General features: G+C 72.2%; 17 protein-coding genes. 5 read left to right on the top strand and 12 right to left on the bottom strand.

The features are described 5' to 3' along the window. Nucleotides 1-187 precede the first annotated feature (187 nt). The 3 genes from N4G70_RS27925 (at nt 188) to N4G70_RS27915 (ending at nt 3,222) form a co-directional block, all read left to right on the top strand. Nucleotides 188-1,807, top strand: a complete 1,620-nt coding sequence (locus N4G70_RS27925; protein WP_261715497.1) for a protein kinase domain-containing protein — start codon at nt 188-190, stop codon at nt 1,805-1,807. A 185-nt stretch (nt 1,808-1,992) separates the two neighbouring features. Beyond that, complete coding sequence (locus N4G70_RS27920; RefSeq protein ID WP_261715496.1) at nt 1,993-2,544, top strand: hypothetical protein; 552 nt, start codon at nt 1,993-1,995, stop codon at nt 2,542-2,544. A gap of 138 nt (nt 2,545-2,682) precedes the next feature. Next, complete coding sequence (locus N4G70_RS27915) at nt 2,683-3,222, top strand: bacterial proteasome activator family protein (protein ID WP_315904296.1); 540 nt, start codon at nt 2,683-2,685, stop codon at nt 3,220-3,222. An 87-nt stretch (nt 3,223-3,309) separates the two neighbouring features. Here the strand turns inward: N4G70_RS27915 and N4G70_RS27910 are convergent, their stop codons facing one another. The 7 genes from N4G70_RS27910 to pdhA form a co-directional block, all read right to left on the bottom strand. Continuing rightward, the gene (locus N4G70_RS27910; RefSeq protein ID WP_261715495.1) at nt 3,310-4,287 is read right to left on the bottom strand and encodes an NAD(P)H-quinone oxidoreductase; all 978 of its coding nucleotides are present in this window, start codon (nt 4,285-4,287) and stop codon (nt 3,310-3,312) included. A 10-nt stretch (nt 4,288-4,297) separates the two neighbouring features. After that, complete coding sequence (locus N4G70_RS27905) at nt 4,298-5,377, bottom strand: TrkA family potassium uptake protein (protein ID WP_261715494.1); 1,080 nt, start codon at nt 5,375-5,377, stop codon at nt 4,298-4,300. Between the two features lie 99 nt (nt 5,378-5,476). Then, entirely contained in the window at nt 5,477-6,838 is a 1,362-nt protein-coding gene (locus N4G70_RS27900) for a molybdopterin molybdotransferase MoeA (protein WP_261715493.1), read from the bottom strand. Continuing rightward, nucleotides 6,835-7,761 carry a molybdenum cofactor guanylyltransferase gene (locus N4G70_RS27895; protein WP_261715492.1) on the bottom strand — a complete coding sequence of 309 codons (927 nt, stop codon included), beginning with the start codon at nt 7,759-7,761 and terminating at the stop codon, nt 6,835-6,837. The genes N4G70_RS27900 and N4G70_RS27895 overlap by 4 nt, the downstream gene beginning before the upstream one ends. Nucleotides 7,762-7,890: 129 nt before the next feature. Next, nucleotides 7,891-9,246 carry a dihydrolipoamide acetyltransferase family protein gene (locus N4G70_RS27890; protein WP_261715491.1) on the bottom strand — a complete coding sequence of 452 codons (1,356 nt, stop codon included), beginning with the start codon at nt 9,244-9,246 and terminating at the stop codon, nt 7,891-7,893. Continuing rightward, nucleotides 9,246-10,277 (bottom strand): alpha-ketoacid dehydrogenase subunit beta, encoded by a 1,032-nt coding sequence (locus N4G70_RS27885; protein WP_261715490.1) that lies wholly within the window; start codon nt 10,275-10,277, stop codon nt 9,246-9,248. Before N4G70_RS27885 ends, N4G70_RS27890 begins: the two co-directional genes overlap by 1 nt. Further along, nucleotides 10,277-11,401: a pyruvate dehydrogenase (acetyl-transferring) E1 component subunit alpha gene (gene pdhA, locus N4G70_RS27880; protein WP_261715489.1), complete on the bottom strand. Its 1,125-nt coding sequence runs from the start codon at nt 11,399-11,401 to the stop codon at nt 10,277-10,279. The genes N4G70_RS27885 and pdhA overlap by 1 nt, the downstream gene beginning before the upstream one ends. 182 nt (nt 11,402-11,583) lie before the next feature. Between pdhA and N4G70_RS27875 the strand changes: the two genes are divergently transcribed. Continuing rightward, nucleotides 11,584-12,072, top strand: coding sequence for an Lrp/AsnC family transcriptional regulator (locus tag N4G70_RS27875; protein WP_261715488.1), 489 nt, complete (start codon nt 11,584-11,586; stop codon nt 12,070-12,072). Nucleotides 12,073-12,132: 60 nt separating this feature from the next. Here N4G70_RS27875 and N4G70_RS27870 read toward each other — a convergent pair whose 3' ends face one another. The 3 genes from N4G70_RS27870 to N4G70_RS27860 are packed head-to-tail and all read right to left on the bottom strand — an operon-like array spanning nt 12,133 to nt 15,114. Then, nucleotides 12,133-12,930, bottom strand: coding sequence for a hypothetical protein (locus tag N4G70_RS27870; protein ID WP_261715487.1), 798 nt, complete (start codon nt 12,928-12,930; stop codon nt 12,133-12,135). Nucleotides 12,931-12,979: 49 nt separating this feature from the next. Beyond that, the gene (locus tag N4G70_RS27865) at nt 12,980-13,573 is read right to left on the bottom strand and encodes a TetR/AcrR family transcriptional regulator (RefSeq protein ID WP_261715486.1); all 594 of its coding nucleotides are present in this window, start codon (nt 13,571-13,573) and stop codon (nt 12,980-12,982) included. After that, nucleotides 13,570-15,114 carry a 3-hydroxyacyl-CoA dehydrogenase gene (locus tag N4G70_RS27860; RefSeq protein ID WP_261715485.1) on the bottom strand — a complete coding sequence of 515 codons (1,545 nt, stop codon included), beginning with the start codon at nt 15,112-15,114 and terminating at the stop codon, nt 13,570-13,572. The genes N4G70_RS27865 and N4G70_RS27860 overlap by 4 nt, the downstream gene beginning before the upstream one ends. A gap of 199 nt (nt 15,115-15,313) precedes the next feature. Between N4G70_RS27860 and paaN the strand changes: the two genes are divergently transcribed. Further along, nucleotides 15,314-16,978, top strand: coding sequence for a phenylacetic acid degradation protein PaaN (paaN, locus tag N4G70_RS27855; protein WP_261715484.1), 1,665 nt, complete (start codon nt 15,314-15,316; stop codon nt 16,976-16,978). Between the two features lie 94 nt (nt 16,979-17,072). On the opposite strand, the gene N4G70_RS27850 is transcribed toward paaN, so the two are convergent. Next, nucleotides 17,073-17,759: a TrmH family RNA methyltransferase gene (locus tag N4G70_RS27850; RefSeq protein WP_261715483.1), complete on the bottom strand. Its 687-nt coding sequence runs from the start codon at nt 17,757-17,759 to the stop codon at nt 17,073-17,075. Further along, a complete protein-coding gene (locus N4G70_RS27845; RefSeq protein WP_261715581.1) occupies nt 17,756-18,898 on the bottom strand; it encodes an HTTM domain-containing protein in 1,143 nt (380 codons plus the stop codon). The genes N4G70_RS27850 and N4G70_RS27845 overlap by 4 nt, the downstream gene beginning before the upstream one ends. Nucleotides 18,899-19,010: the final 112 nt, after the last annotated feature.

The raw sequence follows: 19,010 nt of genomic DNA, 5'->3' as shown, positions 1-19,010 counted from the left end.
CGGTTCCGCGTGTACCCATGCAAATCCCGTACGTTTTCCATGCCGTTCCTGTAACGCTTGCGAGACTCTTCCAGCGCGTACGGTCACGGAACGGGCACTCGGCTTGACGTGTCCGACCCCTCGGGCAGACTTGGCCTGAAAAATCGAGGATCATCACTGGCCACCGCGCCAAGGGGGATGCACAGTCATGAGCCAGGACGGCGCACACGGTCGCTATGCGGGCGGTTCCATCGCGGGCGGGCGCTACCAGCTGCGCGACCTCCTCGGCGAGGGCGGCATGGCGTCGGTGTACCTCGCGTACGACTCCGCCCTCGACCGCCAGGTCGCCATCAAGACACTGCACACCGAACTCGGTCGGGAGCAGTCGTTCCGCGAGCGGTTCCGCCGCGAGGCCCAGGCCGTCGCCAAGCTCCAGCACACCAACATCGTCTCCGTCTTCGACACCGGCGAGGACACGGTCACCTTCAACGGGGCCGCCGGCGGCGAAGGCGTGATGCCGTACATCGTCATGGAGTACGTGGAGGGCGAGCCGCTCAGCTCGACGCTGCACCGCGACACCCAGCAGTACGGCGCGATGCCCGCCGACAAGGCCCTCAAGGTGACCGCCGACGTGCTGGCCGCCCTGGAGGTCAGCCACGAGATGGGCCTGGTCCACCGGGACATCAAGCCGGGCAACGTGATGATGACCAAGCGCGGCGTCGTCAAGGTGATGGACTTCGGCATCGCCCGCGCCATGCAGTCCGGCGTCACCTCGATGACCCAGACCGGCATGGTCGTGGGCACCCCCCAGTACCTGTCGCCCGAGCAGGCGCTCGGCCGCGGCGTGGACGCCCGTTCCGACCTGTACTCGGTCGGCATCATGCTCTTCCAGCTCCTGACCGGGCGCATCCCCTTCGACGCGGACTCGGCGCTGGCGATCGCGTACGCACACGTCCAGGAGGAGCCGGTCGCGCCCTCCTCCGTCAACCGGTCGATCACCCCGGCCATGGACGCGCTGGTCGCCCGCGCGCTGAAGAAGAACCCGAACGAGCGCTTCCCGAGCGCCCAGGCCATGCACGACGAGATCCTGCGGATCGCCTCCGCGGGCCAGATGGGCGCGGCCCCGGTCATCACCGGCGGCGCCCCGCCCGTCAGCGGCACCGGGGTCGCCGCGACCGTCTTCCCGCCGCTCGGCTCGCAGGCCGCGCCGGGCCCGCAGGGCAGCGTCCAGACGCCGTACCAGCCGGGCCCCTACGGCCCGCCCACCCCGGCGCCGACGCCGCAGCCCTCCTACGGCTACCCGCAGCAGGCCGCCCCGATGGCGGCCACGCCGCCGCCGTACACGATGTCCCCGGCGCACACCCCCGCCGCCACCTCCGGCGGTTCCAAGCGGAACACCCCGGTGATCGTGGGCGCGATCGTGGTGGCGCTGCTCGCGGTCGGCGGTCTGATCACGGCGCTGGCCATGAACAAGAACGACGACACGGGCGGCGGCGGTGACGCCAAGTCCAGCAGCTCGGCGGCGCCCGCGGGCCACAAGGGCCCGGAGCGCGAGCGCACGATGCAGACCGAGAAGTGCACCTCACCGCAGACCTCCACCCTCGACCCGGGCAAGGTCCAGGCACCCGACTTCTCGTACAAGGACATCCTGTCGGTGAAGTCCTGCATCCAGGCCGCGGGCTGGAAGGTCAACACCGAGACGATCGACAACGGCCAGTGGGGCCAGGACGTGGTGGTCACCCAGTTCCCCGCCGCCGGGGTCGACGTGGACAAGAAGAACGCCCAGTTCACGCTCCAGATCTCGTCGGGCAACCCGCCCTCGCAGTAACCCCGCACCGCTCGTTCGGCGAAGGCCCGGCACCCCTGGTGCCGGGCCTTCGCGCGTGGGGGGCGGTGAAGTGCGTCCCGTTCGGCGCAGAACGGACGCTTCCCGGGATGCCGCGCAACTCCCCCCGTGTGACGCTGATTCGGTCATCCCAGGCGATCCACGTCGTAGCGGAAGGGGTCCCTCGCATGGCTCCAGGGATCCGGTCGCTCGGCGCGGCCGTTTCGCTGACCGGGGCGCTGCTTCTGACGCCCCTGCCGTACGCGGCCGCTGTCGGCACCCCCTCGCCCGGCCCGTCCACGAGCGCGTCCCCGTCCGGCACGGCCTCCCCGCGGACCGAGCCATCACCGCGGGGCGACCCCTCGCCGCAGGCCGACCCCTCACCTCAGGCCGTCTCCCAGGACCAGCACCTGGCGGGCAGCCGGGCGGGCGAGGGCCGCACCCGGCCGGGCCGGACAGCGCAGAACCTGCTCCCGGACGCCACCGACGCGGTGGCACCCGAGTCGGGCCACGAAGCGGTCGCACCACCTCCCCCCGCCGAGGTCCCGCCCCCCGAGCCCTCCCCTCCGGCGCCCGCTCACACGATCGGCGGCACCCGTCCCCCGGGACGCCACCACCGGTCGCCCCAGGCCCTCTCCAACGGCTCCGATCTGCGCGTCCATGTCCTTTCCATGGGAGCCGGGTTGACCCTGACCGGGCTGGGGCTCGGATTTCTGGCGCTGCGGCTGCGCAGGCCGTGAGGCGAGGTGCCGACACACAGCTCCCGTTTCACGTGAAACATCGCCCGTCCGGGAGGAATCGCCGCGCGCAGGGCGGTGGATCATCTCTTCGCGGGGGCACAACGGGATGTGAGGCACGTGTGCGAGAGAATGGGCGGCATGGAGATGCCGAGGAACGATAAGTCGCCGGACAGCCCCCCCATCCTGGTCGTAGGCCAGGACGGCATGGCCATCGGCGGTGGAGACGACGAGTCCCGCGAGGTCCCGGTGACGGAAATGGTCGAACAGCCCGCGAAGGTCATGCGCATCGGCAGCATGATCAAGCAGCTCCTGGAGGAAGTCCGCGCGGCTCCTCTCGACGAGGCGAGCCGCGTTCGCCTCAAGGACATCCACGCGTCGTCGGTGAAGGAGCTGGAGGACGGTCTGGCGCCTGAGCTGGTCGAGGAGCTGGAGCGGCTCTCCCTGCCGTTCACGGACGAGGCGATCCCCTCGGAGGCCGAACTCCGCATCGCCCAGGCCCAGTTGGTCGGCTGGCTCGAAGGGCTTTTCCACGGGATCCAGACGGCGCTGTTCGCCCAGCAGATGGCGGCCCGCGCCCAGTTGGAGCAGATGCGTCGCGCCCTGCCGCCGGGGACGCTCCACGAGGACGACGACGAGGACGGCCCGCACGCGGGCGCCCGCTCGGGCCCCTATCTGTAACCCGAACCCGTAGGCGCACCGCGGTCGCCACCGAGCAACACAAGAGGGGGCGCCTTCCCGGCGCCCCCTCTTGACGTTCTTGTGCCCTCAGGCCGTCAGCAGCACCTTGCCGACGTGGCTGGAGGCTTCGAGTACCCGGTGCCCTTCGGCGGCGTCCGCGAGCGGCAGCGTCCGGTCGACGACGGGACGCACCTGGCCCCCGGCGATGAGCGGCCACACGTGTTCGCGTACGGCCGCCACGATGGTCGCCTTCTCCGAGGCGGGACGGCCGCGCAGCGAGGTCGCGGTGACGGCGGCCCGCTTGGTGAGCAGCGCGCCGAGGTTCAGCTCGCCCTTGGCTCCGCCCTGGAGGCCGATGATCGCGAGGCGCCCGTTGACCGCGAGCGCCCGCACGTTCCGCTCCAGGTACTTGGCGCCCATGATGTCGAGGATGACATCGGCGCCGACGCCGTCGGTGGCCTTCAACACCTCGTCCACGAAGTCCTGTTCGCGGTAGTCGATCAGGATGTCGGCGCCCAGCTCGGCGCAGCGCTCCAGCTTGGCGGGGCCGCCCGCGGTCACCGCGACCTTGGCGCCGACCGCCTTGCCGAGCTGAATGGCCATGGTGCCGATGCCACTCCCCCCGCCGTGCACCAGGAGCGTCTCGCCGGGGCGCAGATGGGACACCATGAACACGTTGGACCAGACGGTGCAGGCGACCTCGGGCAGGGCCGCCGCCGTGACCAGGTCCACGCCCTCGGGCACGGGCAGCAACTGACCGGCCGGCACGGCCACCTTCTGGGCGTATCCGCCGCCGCCCAGCAGCGCGCACACCTCGTCGCCGACGCTCCAGCCGGACACCCCCGGCCCGAGCGCGGCGATCCGCCCCGAGCACTCCAGGCCCGGGTACGGAGAGGCACCGGGAGGCGGGTTGTAGAAGCCCTGGCGCTGAAGCACATCGGCACGGTTGACGGCGGCGGCGGCCACCTCGACGAGGACCTCGCCCTCGCCCGGTACGGGATCGGGGGCCTCGGCCCAGATCAGCGCCTCGGGACCGCCCGGCTCGGGAATCGTGATCGCATACATGCCGCCGACGCTACTCCGGCCGGCCCTGCGGCGCCGTACTGCCCGCCCGCACGATCGTGATGAGCCGGTCCGTCAGCTGGAGAGGGCTGGCCCTGGGGTCGTCGTAGGCCAGCAGCCGGTGGCCGCGCAGCACGCTCACCACCAGGTCCTCGGTCTCCCGCACTCCGCGGCCGACCTCGCTCTTCTTCACGGGCCGCTCCACCATGTCGAGCCCGCTGCCCTGCTGGATCAGGTCCTCCATGACGGTGCCCGCGCTCGGGCTGAGCACGGAGAGGCCGAGCAGCCGGCCGGCCGCGCTGGCGCTGGTGATGACGGCGTCCGCGCCGGACTGGCGCAGCAGCGGCGCGTTCTCCTCCTCACGCACCGCGGCGACGATCTTCGCGCCTCGGTTGAGCTGGCGGGCCGTCAGCGCGACCAGGACGGCGGTGTCGTCGCGCTGGGTGGCGATGATGACCTGGCGGGCCTTGTGCAGTTCGGCCCGTACGAGGACATCGCTGCGGGTGGCGTCGCCGATGACCCCGACGAAGCCTTCCGCGTTGGCGGTCTCGATCACCTTGGCGCTGGGGTCGACGATGACGACCTGGTCCTTCTTCAGGCCCGTCGCGCACAGGGTCTGAAGCGCCGAACGGCCCTTCGTACCAAAACCGACGACGACGGTGTGCTCGCGCAATTGGGCCTTCCAGCGGTTGAGCCGCCACTCTTCGCGGGTCCGTTCGGTGAGGACTTCGAGAGTGGTTCCGACGAGAATGATCAGGAACAGCACACGCAGCGGAGTGACCAGCAGGATGTTGGTCAGCCGGGCGCTGTCGCTGTAGGGGACGATGTCGCCGTAGCCCGTCGTGGAGAGCGTGACGGTGGCGTAGTAGACGGCGTCGAGGAAGTCGACCTTGCCGTTGGCGTTGTCGTGATAGCCGTCGCGGTCCATCCAGACGATGAGGGTCGTCAATATCAGCACGGCGAGCGCCATGAGGATGCGCTTGGCGACCTGGCGCAACGGCCGGTCGACGACCCGGCGGGGCAGCTTCACCCGTCGGATGACCAGGTCCTCGCCCGCCTGGCGTGCCATCGCGTCATGGCCGGGCAGTTTCACGTGAAACGCCCTCCATCGGGGCCGGGATGAGCACAGCGGTTCGGGTGTTTCACGTGAAACACCCTTGTCGGCGGCGGGAGTTGAGGACGGTGACGTGTTTCACGTGAAACACCCCGGCCCCGAGTCCGCTTGAGCCCACGGCAGGTCGAGGATCTCGACCTCCTGGCCTGCGCGTGCCCCGCCGGGTGCCACCACCGCGAGGCCGTCGGCGGCGGCGATCCCCCGCAGCATCGCCGGCCCGTTGTAGTGCAGCGGCACCACCCGTTCCGCGCGGTGCACCACCGGAACGAGCCGGGTGTCGTGCGGATGGCCCTGCACCTCGTTGCGCAGCGGCGCGGTGTAGGGCGCCGGCCTCGGCCGACGGGCGAGTTCGCACAGCAATGGCTCGGCCAGGGTCAGAAGGCCGGAGACCGCGGCGAGGGGATTGCCGGGCAACCCCACCAGGTGCTTTCCCACCCCGATCTGCGCCAGCAGCATCGGGTGCCCCGGCCGTACGGCGACCCCGTCGACCAGCAGCTCGGCCCCGGCGCTGTGCAGCACGGGGTGGACGTGGTCGACGGGTCCGGACGCGGTGCCGCCGGTGGTGATCACGACGTCGGCCGGGGAGCCGGTGACGGCGGCGAGCAGCGTCCCCGCGTCGTCCTTCAGCCGTCGGGTCCCGATGACGTCGGCGCCGAGCGCGCGCAGCCAGACCCCGAGCATCGGCCCGAGCGCGTCACGGATCAGCCCGTCGTGGGGGAGCCCCTGGGTGAGCAGTTCGTCGCCGAGGACCAGGATCTCGACCCGGGGTCTCGGCACGGTGCTCAGCTCGTCGTACCCGGCGGCCGCGGCCAGACCGAGCACTGCCGGGGTGACCAGCGCGGTGGCGGGCAGCAGGACGTCGCCCGAGCGGCACTCCTGGCCGCGCGGGCGGATGTCCTGGCCGTGCAGCACCACGCGGTCGGCCTGGAGCTGGGTGCGGGCCGCGTCGCTGCGGGCGTGCTCACTGCGGATGACCGCCGTGGCGCCGGCGGGAATGCGGGCGCCGGTCGCGATACGGACGGCTTCGCCGTCGGCGAGGGCGCCGGGCGCTGCGTGTCCGGCGAGGATGCCGCCGTCCTGCACCGTCCAGGGGCCGGGGCCCGCGACGGCCCAGCCGTCCATGGCGGAGGTGTCGAAGGACGGCAGGTCGGTGAGTGCGGCGAGCGGTTCGGTGAGGATCTCGCCCAGGGCCCGCTCCAGCGGCACCCGATGGGAGCGGGCCGGGGCGGCGCGCCCCGCCCGTGCGGCCACCGCGCGGGCGTCGGCCCAGGCGGTGGCCCGGCGGCGCGGGGCCTTGTGAGCGGCGGACGGTGCAGTACCGGCCCCGCTCTCGCCCGTGGGCGGGGCCTCGCGCTCGCGGGCCCCCGCGGCCGGGGCTTCGCGCAGCAGGGCGAGAGCCTCGTCGGATCCGTCGTCCGCCCCCGTGGTTCGGGCGGTCATCCGGCGTCGTTCTTCGGACCGTCGCCGGCCTCGGCCTCCGCCGCCCAGCGGTTGGCGAGCGCGGCCGCCCTGCGGGCCGCTTCCGCCACGTCCCTGCCCTCACCGCCCGCCTTCGCGGCCGCGTAGCCGACGAGGAAGGTGGTGAGCGGAGCGGCGGGCCGGGCGACACCATGGGCGGCGTCCCTGGCCAGGTCGAGCAGGACGCCGGTGTCGACGTCCAGCTCGATGCCGAGTTCGTTCTTGACTGCGGTGATCCATTCGTCCAGCACGCCCCCATGGTCCCTGATCCGGGCCCGGGCGGCGGCGAGGTCCTCCCAGGTGTCGCAGTCGAACGAGGCGAGGGGGTCCGCCGTGACGCGGGTCAGGTCGAGTTCGCGTACGAGGAGCCGGAGCGGAAGGCCCGCGAGGGAGCCGTGTTCGGTGGCGGCCAGCGCGAGCTCGCGGCGCAGGGGTTCGGCCCGGTAGACGGCGACCAGGGGCTGGTCGCGGCCGTCGGCGTCGGTGCAGAGCGCGCCGTCGCTTCCGGTGCGTTCCAGCGCGCCGAGGAGATCCGTGACGGTCGCGGCCGACAGGAACGGCAGATCGGCCGAGAGGACGAGCACGCGGTCGGCCGAGGTGAGGCGCACTCCGGCGCCCAGCGCGGCCAGCGGCCCGCCACCGGCCGGTTCCTCCCGGGTCCACACCACGGGCCGCGCGGTGGGCCGCCGCCCGCCGACCACCACGGTGGTCGCGGCGCCGGCGCAGGCGGTGAGCACCCGGTCGAGCAGGGGGCGGCCGCCCACGCTGAGCCCGGGCTTGTCGGCGCCGCCGAGGCGCTTGGCGGCGCCTCCGGCCAGAACTACCGCGTCGTAGACGGGGGTTGTGGCGCCAGGGGAGATGGCTTCGGCGTCGTGCGCGGGCGTGGCGGCGTCATACGCGGTCATCCCCCGAGTATGGGCCGCCGATCGACGCCCCCACCCCCGCGCACGTCCCGAGTGCGCGGGGACCTTCGTCCGTCCTCACACCCCCGCGCACCTCCCGATCGCGCGGGGGCCTTCGTCCGGGGACCTTCGTCACAGGGTGCGCAGCAGAACCGCCGGGTGTTCCACACAGTCCGCGACGTGGCGCAGGAAGCCTCCCGCGGTGCCGCCGTCGCACACCCGGTGGTCGAAGGTGAGGGAGAGCTGCACCACCTGGCGCACGGCGAGCTCACCCTCGTGCACCCAGGGCTTGGGGATGATGCGGCCCACGCCCAGCATCGCCGCTTCGGGGTGGTTGATGATCGGCGTGGACCCGTCGACGCCGAACACCCCGTAGTTGTTGAGGGTGAAGGTGCCGCCGGTCAGTTCGGCCGGGGTCAGGGTGCCCGTGCGGGCCGCCTCGGTGAGCCGGGCGAGCTCCGCGCCGAGCGAGTCGACGTTGCGGCGGTGGGCGTCGCGGACGACCGGGACGACCAGGCCGCGCTCGGTCTGCGCGGCGAAACCCAGGTGCACCTCGGGCAGCCGCACGATCTCGCGGGCCGCCAGGTCGACCGTGGCGTTCAGCTCGGGGAAGCGGGCGAGGGCCGCCGCGCAGATCCGGGCGAGCAGCGCGAGGACGGACACCTTGGGGCCGCCCACGGCGTTCATGGCGGCGCGGGCCGCCATCAGCTCCGTGGCGTCCGCGTCCACCCAGCAGGTGGCGTCGGGGATTTCGGTCCGGCTGCGGCTGAGCTTGTCGGCGACCGCGCCCCGGATGCCCTTGAGCGCGATCCGCTCCCCGGCAGGCGCCCCGGAGGTGCGCGCGGCGGGTGCCTGAGCGACGCGCGCGGCCGGTGCCGGGGTCTCGGCGGGCGCCCGCACCGCCGACTCGACGTCGACGCGCAGGATGAGGCCCTCGGGTCCGGTGCCCCGCAACTCCCGCAGATCCAGGCCGTGTTCGCGGGCCAGCCTGCGTACGAGCGGCGAGATGACCGGCACGGGTCCCGTCGCCGCGGCGGGCGCGGCGTCCACCGTGACGGCGGTGTCGGGCGCGGCCGGGGCGGGCGCGGCGGACACGGGCGCGGCGGGCCGTACGCGGGCGCGGCGGCGGGTGGTGGCCGTGCCCGTCCCGTACCCCACCAGGACGTTGCCCGAGTGCTCGGAGGACCCGGCGTCCGGGGACCCGGCGCCCTCGGAGGCCCCGGCGCTGTCCCGCTCCGGCGGCGCGCCGACCGCGACGGTCAACAGCGGTGATCCGACCGGCAGTTCGGTGCCCTCTTCGCCGAAGCGGGCGGTGACGACGCCGCCGTAGGGGCAGGGCACCTCGACCATCGCCTTCGCCGTCTCGACCTCGACGACCGGCTGGTCCACGGCCACCACGTCGCCGACCGCGACGAGCCAGCGCACGATCTCCGCCTCGGTGAGTCCCTCACCGAGGTCGGGCAGCTTGAACTCCAGCACCTTCGGCATCAGTGCCCCGCCTCCCACTGCAACCGCGCCACCGCGTCCAGAACCCGGTCCACGCCGGGCAGATGGTGCTTCTCCAGCATCGGCGGCGGATACGGGATGTCGAAGCCGGCCACCCGCAGCACGGGCGCCTCCAGGTGGTGGAAGCAGCGCTCCGTGACGCGCGCCGCGATCTCGCCGCCGGGGCCCCCGAAGCCGGAGGACTCGTGGACGACGACGGCCCGCCCGGTGCGGCGCACCGATGCGCACACCGTCTCGTCGTCGAACGGCACGAGGGAGCGCAGGTCGACGACTTCGAGGTCCCAGCCCTCCTCGCGGGCGGCCTCGGCCGCCTCCAGACACACCGGCACGGACGGGCCGTAGGTGATCAGGGTGGCGCTGCGCCCGGCACGCCGCACGACCGCCTTTCCGATGGGCTCCACAGGCGCGGGGCTCTCGGGCGACCAGTCGGACTTCGACCAGTACAGGCGCTTGGGCTCCAGGAAGACGACCGGGTCGTCGCAGGCGATGGCCTCCCTGAGCAGGCCGTACGCGTCCTCCACGGTGGCGGGCGTGACGACCTTCAGGCCGGGCGTGGCCATGTAGTAGGCCTCGCTGGAGTCGCTGTGGTGCTCGACGCCGCCGATGCCGCCGCCGTAGGGCACACGCACCACGATGGGCATCGCCATGGCCCCGCGGGTGCGGTTGCGCATCTTGGAGACATGGCTGATGAGCTGCTCGAACGCCGGATACGCGAAGGCGTCGAACTGCATCTCGACGACCGGGCGCAGCCCGTACATCGCCATGCCGACGGCCGTGCCGAGGATGCCGGCCTCGGCGAGCGGGGTGTCGGTGCAGCGGTCCTCGCCGAACTCCTTGGCGAGCCCGTCGGTGACCCGGAAGACGCCGCCCAGGGTGCCGACGTCCTCTCCAAGGACGTGGACGGTCGGGTCCTCGGCCATCGCGTCGCGCATGGCGCGCTGGAGGGCCTGCGCCATGGTGGCGGGCTTCTTGTCGGCTCGCCGGGCGGTGGTGTTGTCGGTGGCGGTGGTCATCACCGGGCCTCGGCTTCCAGCTCGGCGCGCAACTGGGCGGCCTGCTCGCGCAGTTGGCCGCTCTGTTCGGCGTAGACCTCGGCGAAGAGGTCCATGGGGGCGAGGGACGGCTCGGTGTTCATCTGCTCGCGCAGGGCCGCGGCCATGGTCTCGGCGGCCTCGGCGGCGGCGCGTATGCCGTCCTCGTCGAGGAGCCCGCGGGCGGTCAACTCGCCCTCCAGGAGGCGGATCGGGTCATGGTCGCGCCAGGCGTCGACTTCGGCGGAGCCCCGGTAGCGCGTCGCGTCGTCGGCGTTGGTGTGCGCCTCCATGCGGTAGGTGACGGCCTCGATCAGGGTGGGCCCGCCACCGCGCCGGGCCCGGGCGACGGCCTCGCCGAGCACCTGGTGCACGGCCGGTGCGTCATTGCCGTCCACCAGGCGGCCGGGCATGCCGTACCCGACGGCCTTGTGGGCGAGGGAGGGCGCTGCGGTCTGCTTGGCGAGCGGCACGGAGATCGCGAAACCGTTGTTCTGGACCAGGAAGACCACCGGGGCCTGCCAGACGGCCGCGAAGTTCAGCGCCTCGTGGAAGTCGCCCTCGCTGGTGCCGCCGTCGCCGACCAGGGCGAGCGCCACCACGTCGTCGCCCTTGAGTCGGGCCGCGTGGGCCAGGCCCACCGCATGCGGGAGCTGGGTGGCGAGCGGGGTGCACAGCGGGGCGATGCGGTGGCGGCGCGGGTCGTAGCCGGTGTGCCAGTCGCCGCGCAGCAGCGTGAGGGCCTCGACGGGGTCCAGGCCCCGGGCGACGGCGGCGAGGGTGTCGCGGTAGCTGGGGAACAGCCAGTCGCGCTCCTCCAGGGCGAGCGCCGCGGCGACCTCGCAGGCCTCCTGGCCGGTCGAGGACGGGTACACGGCGAGGCGGCCCTGCTTGGTGAGGGCGGTCGCCTGGGCGTTGAAACGGCGCCCGCGCACCAGCTCGGCGTACAGCTTCAGCATCAGCGCGCGGTCGAGCTCAGCGCCCGTACCGAGGACCCGGTACGGCTCGGGGTCCGGCAGGAGCGGTGCGGGGTCGGTGCGGGGCCTCCAGGCGGGCGGAGGGGTCGGCCGGTATGCGGCGGCCCCGGGGAGCTCTTGGACCGTCATGCCAATGCACCTCCGTGTCGGGAGCGGACATCCAGAACGAGGCGCGCGACTGTGACGCCCCTCACCTACCGATTGTTCGGTCGTGGACGCATTTTGGCTACAGGCGCCTCCAGCCTGTGGACAAACGGTTCTCCACAGCCTGGGATGGGAACAGGTCGTCCACAACAGGAAGGCGGGGGGACATGGCAGCTGAACAAATGGCCACCGGCGAGATTCGGCCGGTACCGCCACGCCCGCTGGACCAGATCGACCACGACATTCTGCGCATCCTCCAGACCGACGGCAGGGCCTCGATACGCTCCGTCGCCGAACGGGTGCACGTCTCGCGCGCCAACGCCTACGCGCGCATCAACCGGCTCGTCGAGGACAACGTGATCCGCGGCTTCACCGCGCGCGTCGACCACGAGCGGGCGGGGCAGGGCGCCGCCGCGTACATCACCCTGAAGATCGTGCAGAACTCGTGGCGCACGGTCCGCGAGGAGCTCCAGAAACTGCCGGGCGCCGCCCACATCGCCCTGGTGAGCGGGGACTTCGACGTGCTGCTTCTGGTGCACACCCCCGACAACAGGGCGCTGCGCGAGCTGGTCCTGACCCGTATCCAGTCCATCCCGGAGGTGCTGTCGACGCGCACCCTGCTCGTGTTCGAGGAGACCGATCTGGACCCCGCGTAGGGGCCGGGACGGCCGGCCGAAAAGGTCGGGGCCGCTCAGCTGCGGTCCTTCGTCCACACCTCAGGTGCGGTACTTCTTCAAGAAGGCGAGCACGGTCTTCCAGGTGTCGGGGTCGGCCAGCAGGGCCACACCGTGCGCGGCCGACCCCTGGACGGTCACGAGCCGGTGCTCCGGGGCCTTCACACTGGCCGCGCTCAGCTCCCGGGCGGCTCTGGTGAACGTGCCGTCCTGGTCACCGGCCGCATAGAGCACCGGGGCCGTCAGTTTTCCGGCGGCGTCGAGCGCGTCCATGAAGCCGTACTGCTCGGGGGCGGACAGCGAGACCACCGCGTCCGGTTTCAGCGGCATGTGGGCCCCTGCCGCCACCGTGGCCGTCGCTCCCTTGGACGCGCCCATGAGGAGCAGTTTCCAGGCGCCCCCGGCCCGCAGGGTGGCGGCCGCGCCCTCGATCTCGGCCTCCTCGTCGCCGGTCGTGCTGTTGACGGCGAGCACCCGGAAACCGGCCTTGCCGAGCTCGGCTGCCTTGTCCTTCCACTGGCAGACGTTTCCGTCCGACTGGTGGGCGAGAACGATCCCGGTGGTGCCACTACCGGTCAGAAAGCCGCCAGTGGGCGCTCCCTTCGCACTCTTGAAGACGATGGAGCCGGTCGAGGCCTGTTCGGGGCTCAGACAGCCGAAGTCGTCGCCCTTGGCCGGACCCGGCGAGGCGGACGGCGTCGCCCCGGCCGCCGTCCGGGCGCCCGGAGACTTCCCCGCCACATCGTTTTTTCCGCCCCCGCACCCGGCCAGCGTCACCCCCACGAGCAGCACCGTGGCGCAGAGGGACACAAGGGGCGCGGGAGTTCGCGGGGCAGCCATGTCAGGGGATGGTGATCGACTTCGGTGGCCGGGTCAACGGTGGCGGAAGTCAGTGCCCGGTCCGCAGCCCCTCGAGCGCCATCCGCACCACGGTGTCCGCCACCTGCGCCCCGTCCGCCTCGCCCTCGCGCTGCGGCCGGTACCACTCCACCAGCGAGTTGACCATGCCGAACAGCAGCCGGGTCGCCAGTCGAATGTCCAGGTCGGCGCGGAGGTCGCCGTCCGCGACGGCCGCCTTGAGCAGATCGGCGACGCGCTGGTCGAACTCGCGCCGGCGCTCCATCGCCCAGCGTTCGGTCTTGGTGTTGCCCCGGACGCGCAACAGCAGGGTGACGTAGGGGAGTTCGGCCATCAGGACTTCCACGGTACGCCGAGTGACGTATTCAACCCGCTCGATGGACCGGCCGCGCACGGCACCCGGCTCGTCCAGCACACCGAAGAGTCCGTCCAGGGCGCGGCTCACCGCCCGGCGGAGCAGCTCCTCCTTGCCGGCCACATGGTGGTAGATCGACGACTTGGAGATCCCGGCCGCTTTGGACAGATGCTCCATCGACGTGCCGTCGTAGCCGCGCTCGTTGAAGACCCGCACCGCGACCGTGAGCAGTGTTTCGGGCGTGTAGGTGTCGCGCTTGGCCGTGGTCATGAGCCCGTCTCCTCATCGCCCGCGTACGCCTGGCGGTAGAGCGCGAGCGAGGGGGCATAGCGGCCGGTGGGGCAGCGCTCGTGCAGCGCGGAGAGCAGGTCGTACGCCCAGTCCCGGCCGAGCCGGCGGTTCCATTCGAGCGGCCCCAGCGGGTAGTTGACGCCCAGGCGCATCGCCGTGTCGATGTCCTCGGCCGTGGCGACGCCCTTGGCGACGGCGTCGGCGGCGAGGTCGACGAGCATCGCCACGGTCCGGGCGACGATCATGCCCGGCACGTCGCCGATGACGCTGACCTCCTTGCCGAGCCTCTGGAACAGGCCGACGGCCTCGGTGACGGCACGCTCGGAGGTGTCCTCGCTCGCGGAGAGCGCGATCCGGGTGGCGCCCCGGTAGTCGAGGGCGAGGTCGAAGTAGACGACGTCAGCGAACTCGACGGACGTCTTGCCGTCGGCCGGGACGAGCTGTCCATCCCCCGGAAGCTCGATGTAGGGACCGCCCTCGTTGACGCTCGTCACATCGATGCCGGCCTCGGTCATCATCGCGACCAGTTCACGGGCCGGCCCCAGGTCACCGACGACGGTGACGGCATCCGGCGCCTTCGTGGGCGGCGCGGTGTGCGGCGCGGGACGCGCAACCTCCTGTGAAGGCGCGCCGGGCGTCCCATAGGCGTACCAGCCGCGTCCGCTCTTGCGCCCGTGCAGCCCCGACTCGACCAGGCGCCGCTGGGCGAGGGACGGCGTGAACTTGGGGCTCTGGAAGAAGGACTCCCAGACCGAGCGGGTCACCGCCTCGTTCACGTCCTGCCCGATGAGGTCGGTGAGCTCGAAGGGGCCCATCCGGAACCCGCCGCTCTCACGCAGCACCGCGTCGATGGTGGCCGGGTCCGCGCCGCGCTCCTCGTGGATCGCGAAGGCCTCGGCGTAGAAGGGCCGGGCGATGCGGTTGACGATGAAGCCGGGGGTGTCGGTGCAGCGCACCGGCGTCTTGCCCCAGGCCCTCGCCGTCTCGTACGCCCGGTCCGCGGCGGCCTCGTCGGTGGCGAAACCGCTGACGACCTCGACCAGGGGCAGCAGCGGCGCCGGGTTGAAGAAGTGCAGGCCCACGAAGCGGCCGGGGTGCCGGAGCGCCCCCGCGATCGCGGTGACGGAGAGCGAGGAGGTGTTGGTGGCCAGCAGGCAGTCCTCGCCCACCACGTCCTCCAGGGCCCTGAACAGCTCCTGTTTGACGGAGAGTTGTTCCAGGACGGCCTCGACGACGAGCGCCGCGTCGGCGAGCTCGGACAGCTCCGCGGCCGGGTGCAGACGGGCCAGCGCCCCGTCGCGGTCGGTGGCGTCCATACGGCCCTTGTCGACCAGCCGGTCCAGGCGTCCGGCGAGGGCGTCGGCGGCCTCGCGCGCCCGGTCCGGCACGGCGTCGTAGAGCCGTACGCGGTGTCCGGCGACGAGGGCGACCTGGGCGATGCCCTGCCCCATGGTCCCGGTGCCGACGACGGCGACGGTACGGCTCGGCGCGATCGCTGAGGCGCTGGCGGTTTCGGTCATGAACGCGATCCTCCCCTACGGCTCGCCCACGGGCCCGGCGGGCCCCCTCGCGGGGCCCGGGGACAGGGTCCTGGCGGGCTTGGCCGGTAGTTGTCCACAGGTTTCCCCGGGCCCTCTTGTCCCGACCGATCGTTCGGTTACTCTAACGGTGTCCGGCTCTCCCTGCCCAGCTCGAAGACTCGACGAGGAGTTGCACGCCATGCAGCTGACCGAGAAGCACAGGCCCACCCTGGACGGGGCCCTGGAAGCGATCCGCACGCGTGCGTACTGGTCGCCGCACCCGGAGCACCCCAAGGCCTACGGGGAGACGGGCGCCGAGGACGGCAAGGCCGCCTTCGACGCGCTCCTGAACCGGCGCTTCGACCTCGACCAGCCGGGCACCGACGACTGGACGGGCGCCGAAGTCTCGCCCTACGGCATCGAGTTGGGCGTCCAGTACCCGCACCCCGACCTCGACGTGCTGCTGCCCGCGATGCGGGCCGGCATGGCCGACTGGCGGGCCGCCGGGCCCGAGACGCGCGCCCTGGTGTGCATCGAGATCCTGTCCCGCATCGGCGCCCGCACCCACGAGTTCGCGCACGCGGTCATGCACACCAGCGGCCAGGCCTTCATGATGGCCTTCCAGGCGGGCGGCCCGCACGCCCAGGACCGGGGCCTGGAGGCCGTCGCGTACGCCTACCAGGAGCAGACCCGCACACCCGCGGGCAGCGCCGCCTGGTCCAAGCCGCAGGGCAAGCGCGACCCCCTGGAGCTCACCAAGACGTTCACGCCGGCCGGGCGCGGCATCGCCCTGCTGATCGGCTGCAACACCTTCCCGACGTGGAACGGCTACCCGGGCCTGTTCGCCTCCCTGGCCACCGGCAACCCGGTCCTGGTCAAGCCGCATCCGCGCGCGGTGCTGCCGCTGGCCATGACGGTCAAGGTCGCCCGCGAGGTCCTGGCCGAGGCGGGCTTCGACCCCAACCTGGTGGCGCTGGCGGCCGAACGGCCCGGCGAGGGCATCGCCAAGACCCTCGCGGTCCGCCCCGAGGTCAAGATCATCGACTACACGGGGTCCTCCGCCTTCGGCGACTGGCTGGAGGCCAACGCCCGCCAGGCGCAGGTCTACACCGAGAAGGCCGGCGTCAACACGGTGGTCATCGACTCCACCGACAACTACAAGGGCATGCTCGCCAACCTGTCCTTCTCGCTGTCCCTCTACAGCGGCCAGATGTGCACCACCCCGCAGAACCTGCTGATCCCCCGCGACGGCATCACCACCGACGCGGGCCCCAAGACCTTCGACGAGGTGGTCGGCGACCTCGCGGGCGCGGTGGGCGGCCTCCTCGGCGACGATGCCCGCGCCAACGCGCTGCTCGGCGCCCTGGTCAACCCGGACGTGAAGTCCCGCCTGGAAGCGGCGTCGGGCCTCGGCGAAGTCGCCCTGCCCTCGAGGGAGGTGACCAACCCCGAGTTCCCGGACGCGGTGGTGCGCACCCCCGTGATCGTCAAGCTGGACGGCGCGAAGCCGGACGCGGAGGCCGTCTACCTGTCGGAGTGCTTCGGCCCGGTCTCCTTCGCCGTCGCCGTCGACTCCACGGCGGACGCGGTGGAGCTGCTGCGCCGCACGGTCCGCGACAAGGGTGCGATGACGGTCGGCGCGTACACCACCTCCCCGGAGGTGGAGAGCGCGGTGGAGGACGTCTGCCTGGACGAGTCGGCCCAGTTGTCGCTGAACCTGACGGGCGGGGTGTACGTCAACCAGACGGCCGCGTTCTCCGACTTCCACGGCTCGGGCGGCAACCCGGCGGCCAACGCGGCCCTGTGCGACGGAGCGTTCGTGTCCAACCGGTTCCGCGTGGTGGAGGTCCGTAGGCAGGCCTGAGCGGACCGGCACGGAACGGGCCCGACACGGGCTGGAGCCGAGACGGGCTGGGCCCGATACGGGTCGGGCCCGCCACGGGTTGGGGGGAGGCGCGTCAGTCGGGGACGACGGCGTGTCTCTGCACCCAGGCGTGCATCGCGATGGCCGCGGCGGCCCCCGCGTTGATGGAACGCGTGGAGCCGAACTGGGCGATGGAGCACACCATATGGGCGTGCTTCCGCGCCTCCTCGGTGAGCCCGGGCCCCTCCTGGCCGAAGAGCAGCACACAGCGGCGCGGCAGCTCGGTCCGCTCCAGCGGAACCGCGCCGGGCAGGTTGTCGATGCCGATGATCGGCACGTCCTGCGCCAGCGCCCACGCGGTCAGCGACTGGGTGTCGGGGTGGTGGCGCACGTGCTGGTACCGGTCGGTGACCATCGCACCGCGCCGGTTCCAGCGGCGCCGCCCGACGATGTGCACCTCCTTGGCCAGGAAGGCGTTGGCGGTGCGCACCACGGACCCGATGTTGAAGTCGTGGCCCCAGTTCTCGACGGCCACGTGGAAGTCGTGCCGCCGGGTGTCGAGGTCGGCGACGATCGCCTCGCGCGTCCAGTACCGGTAGGCATCCACCACATTGCGCCGGTCGCCGTGCGCGAGCAGCTCCGGGTCGTAGCGCTCACCCTCGGGCCAGGGCAGCGCGTGCGGCCCCACCCCGACCTCGGTGGGCCCGAAGCCCTCGTCGTACTGGAGGGGCTCATCGGGCGGGGTCGGGGCGGCCGGGGCCGGCTGTTCGGTGCTGCTCACCCCACGAGCGTACGTGGCCGCTCGGACTCGTCCGCCCGCTGTTCACGCTGCTCGGGAAGGCTCCCGCCCGGCCGCAACCGGGCCGCGAGCGCGCCCACCTTGCGCAGGAAGGACGTCGGCAGGAACACGGCGTCCGCGGCGATCATCGCCAGCGAGAAGAACGGCAGGCCCAGCAGGACCGCGATCCCGGCGTGCTCCAGCATCATCGCCACCAGCAGCACGTTCTTGACCCGCCGATTGAACAGCGTGAACGGGAACGCCACCTGCACCATGACCGTTCCATAGGTGAGCAGCATCACGATCACCCCGCTCGTGCCCAGCAGGGAGGAGAGTTCGGGCCACGGCGAGAAGTAGTCCAGCTTCAACGGGTAGAACAGCGCGGTGCCGTCCTGCCAGCGGCTGCCCTGGATCTTGTACCAGCCGGCCGTCGCATAGACCAGGCAGACCTCCGCCATGATCACGACCATGGCCACGTTGTGGACGAGGTTGGCGATCACATCGAGCAGCGCCCGCGCGTCGGCGGCGGCGAACCGGCCCACCGCCCACCACAGGCCCTGCGCCGCCCACGCGCCCCAGAACACGACCCACAGCCACCACTCGCCGCCCCCGACGACGCCGGACCCGGACGTACACCAGGTCGCGGCGGCGAGACCCAGCCCACACACCGCCCACAACACCGGCCCGACCCGGTCGCGGACCGCCCCGCGCGCCGCACGGCGCGCGTCCAGCGACCAGACCTGGGCGCACCGCGTGAACACCAGATAGATCGCCATCAGATGGATGACGTTGTCGCCGCCGTCCCCCATGAAGACGGAGCGATTCTGCAGCGAGAGCACGCCGATCATGAACACGACGGAGGTGGTGCGGGTACGCCAGCCGAGCAGCAGGAGCGCGCTGGACACGATGGCCAGCGCGTACACGAACTCGAACCAGAGGGTGCTGTCACTCCACAGCAGCGCCGTGAAGGCGTGGTTCCCGCTCACCAGGCGGTTGCCCAGGTCCCAACTCCAGGGGCCGTCGGGCCCGTACAGCTCACGGCGGTGCGGCAGCTCACGCAGCAGGAAGAACAGCCAGGTCGCGGCGAAGCCGATACGGACGACGGCGCTCTGATACGGGCCGAGAGCGGCCGCCGAAACCATCCGCACGGCCCGCGCCACCCGCGTCTCCCCGGCGTCCGTGGCACCTGAGGAGACACCTCTGGGGACGCCTGTGGGGACGCCCGCGGGCTCCCCGTGCCCGTGGGCCGAGCCG

This window comes from Streptomyces sp. ASQP_92 (assembly GCF_025399895.1).
GTDB lineage: Bacteria > Actinomycetota > Actinomycetes > Streptomycetales > Streptomycetaceae > Streptomyces.
This window is presented reverse-complemented; position numbering and strand designations above follow the sequence as displayed.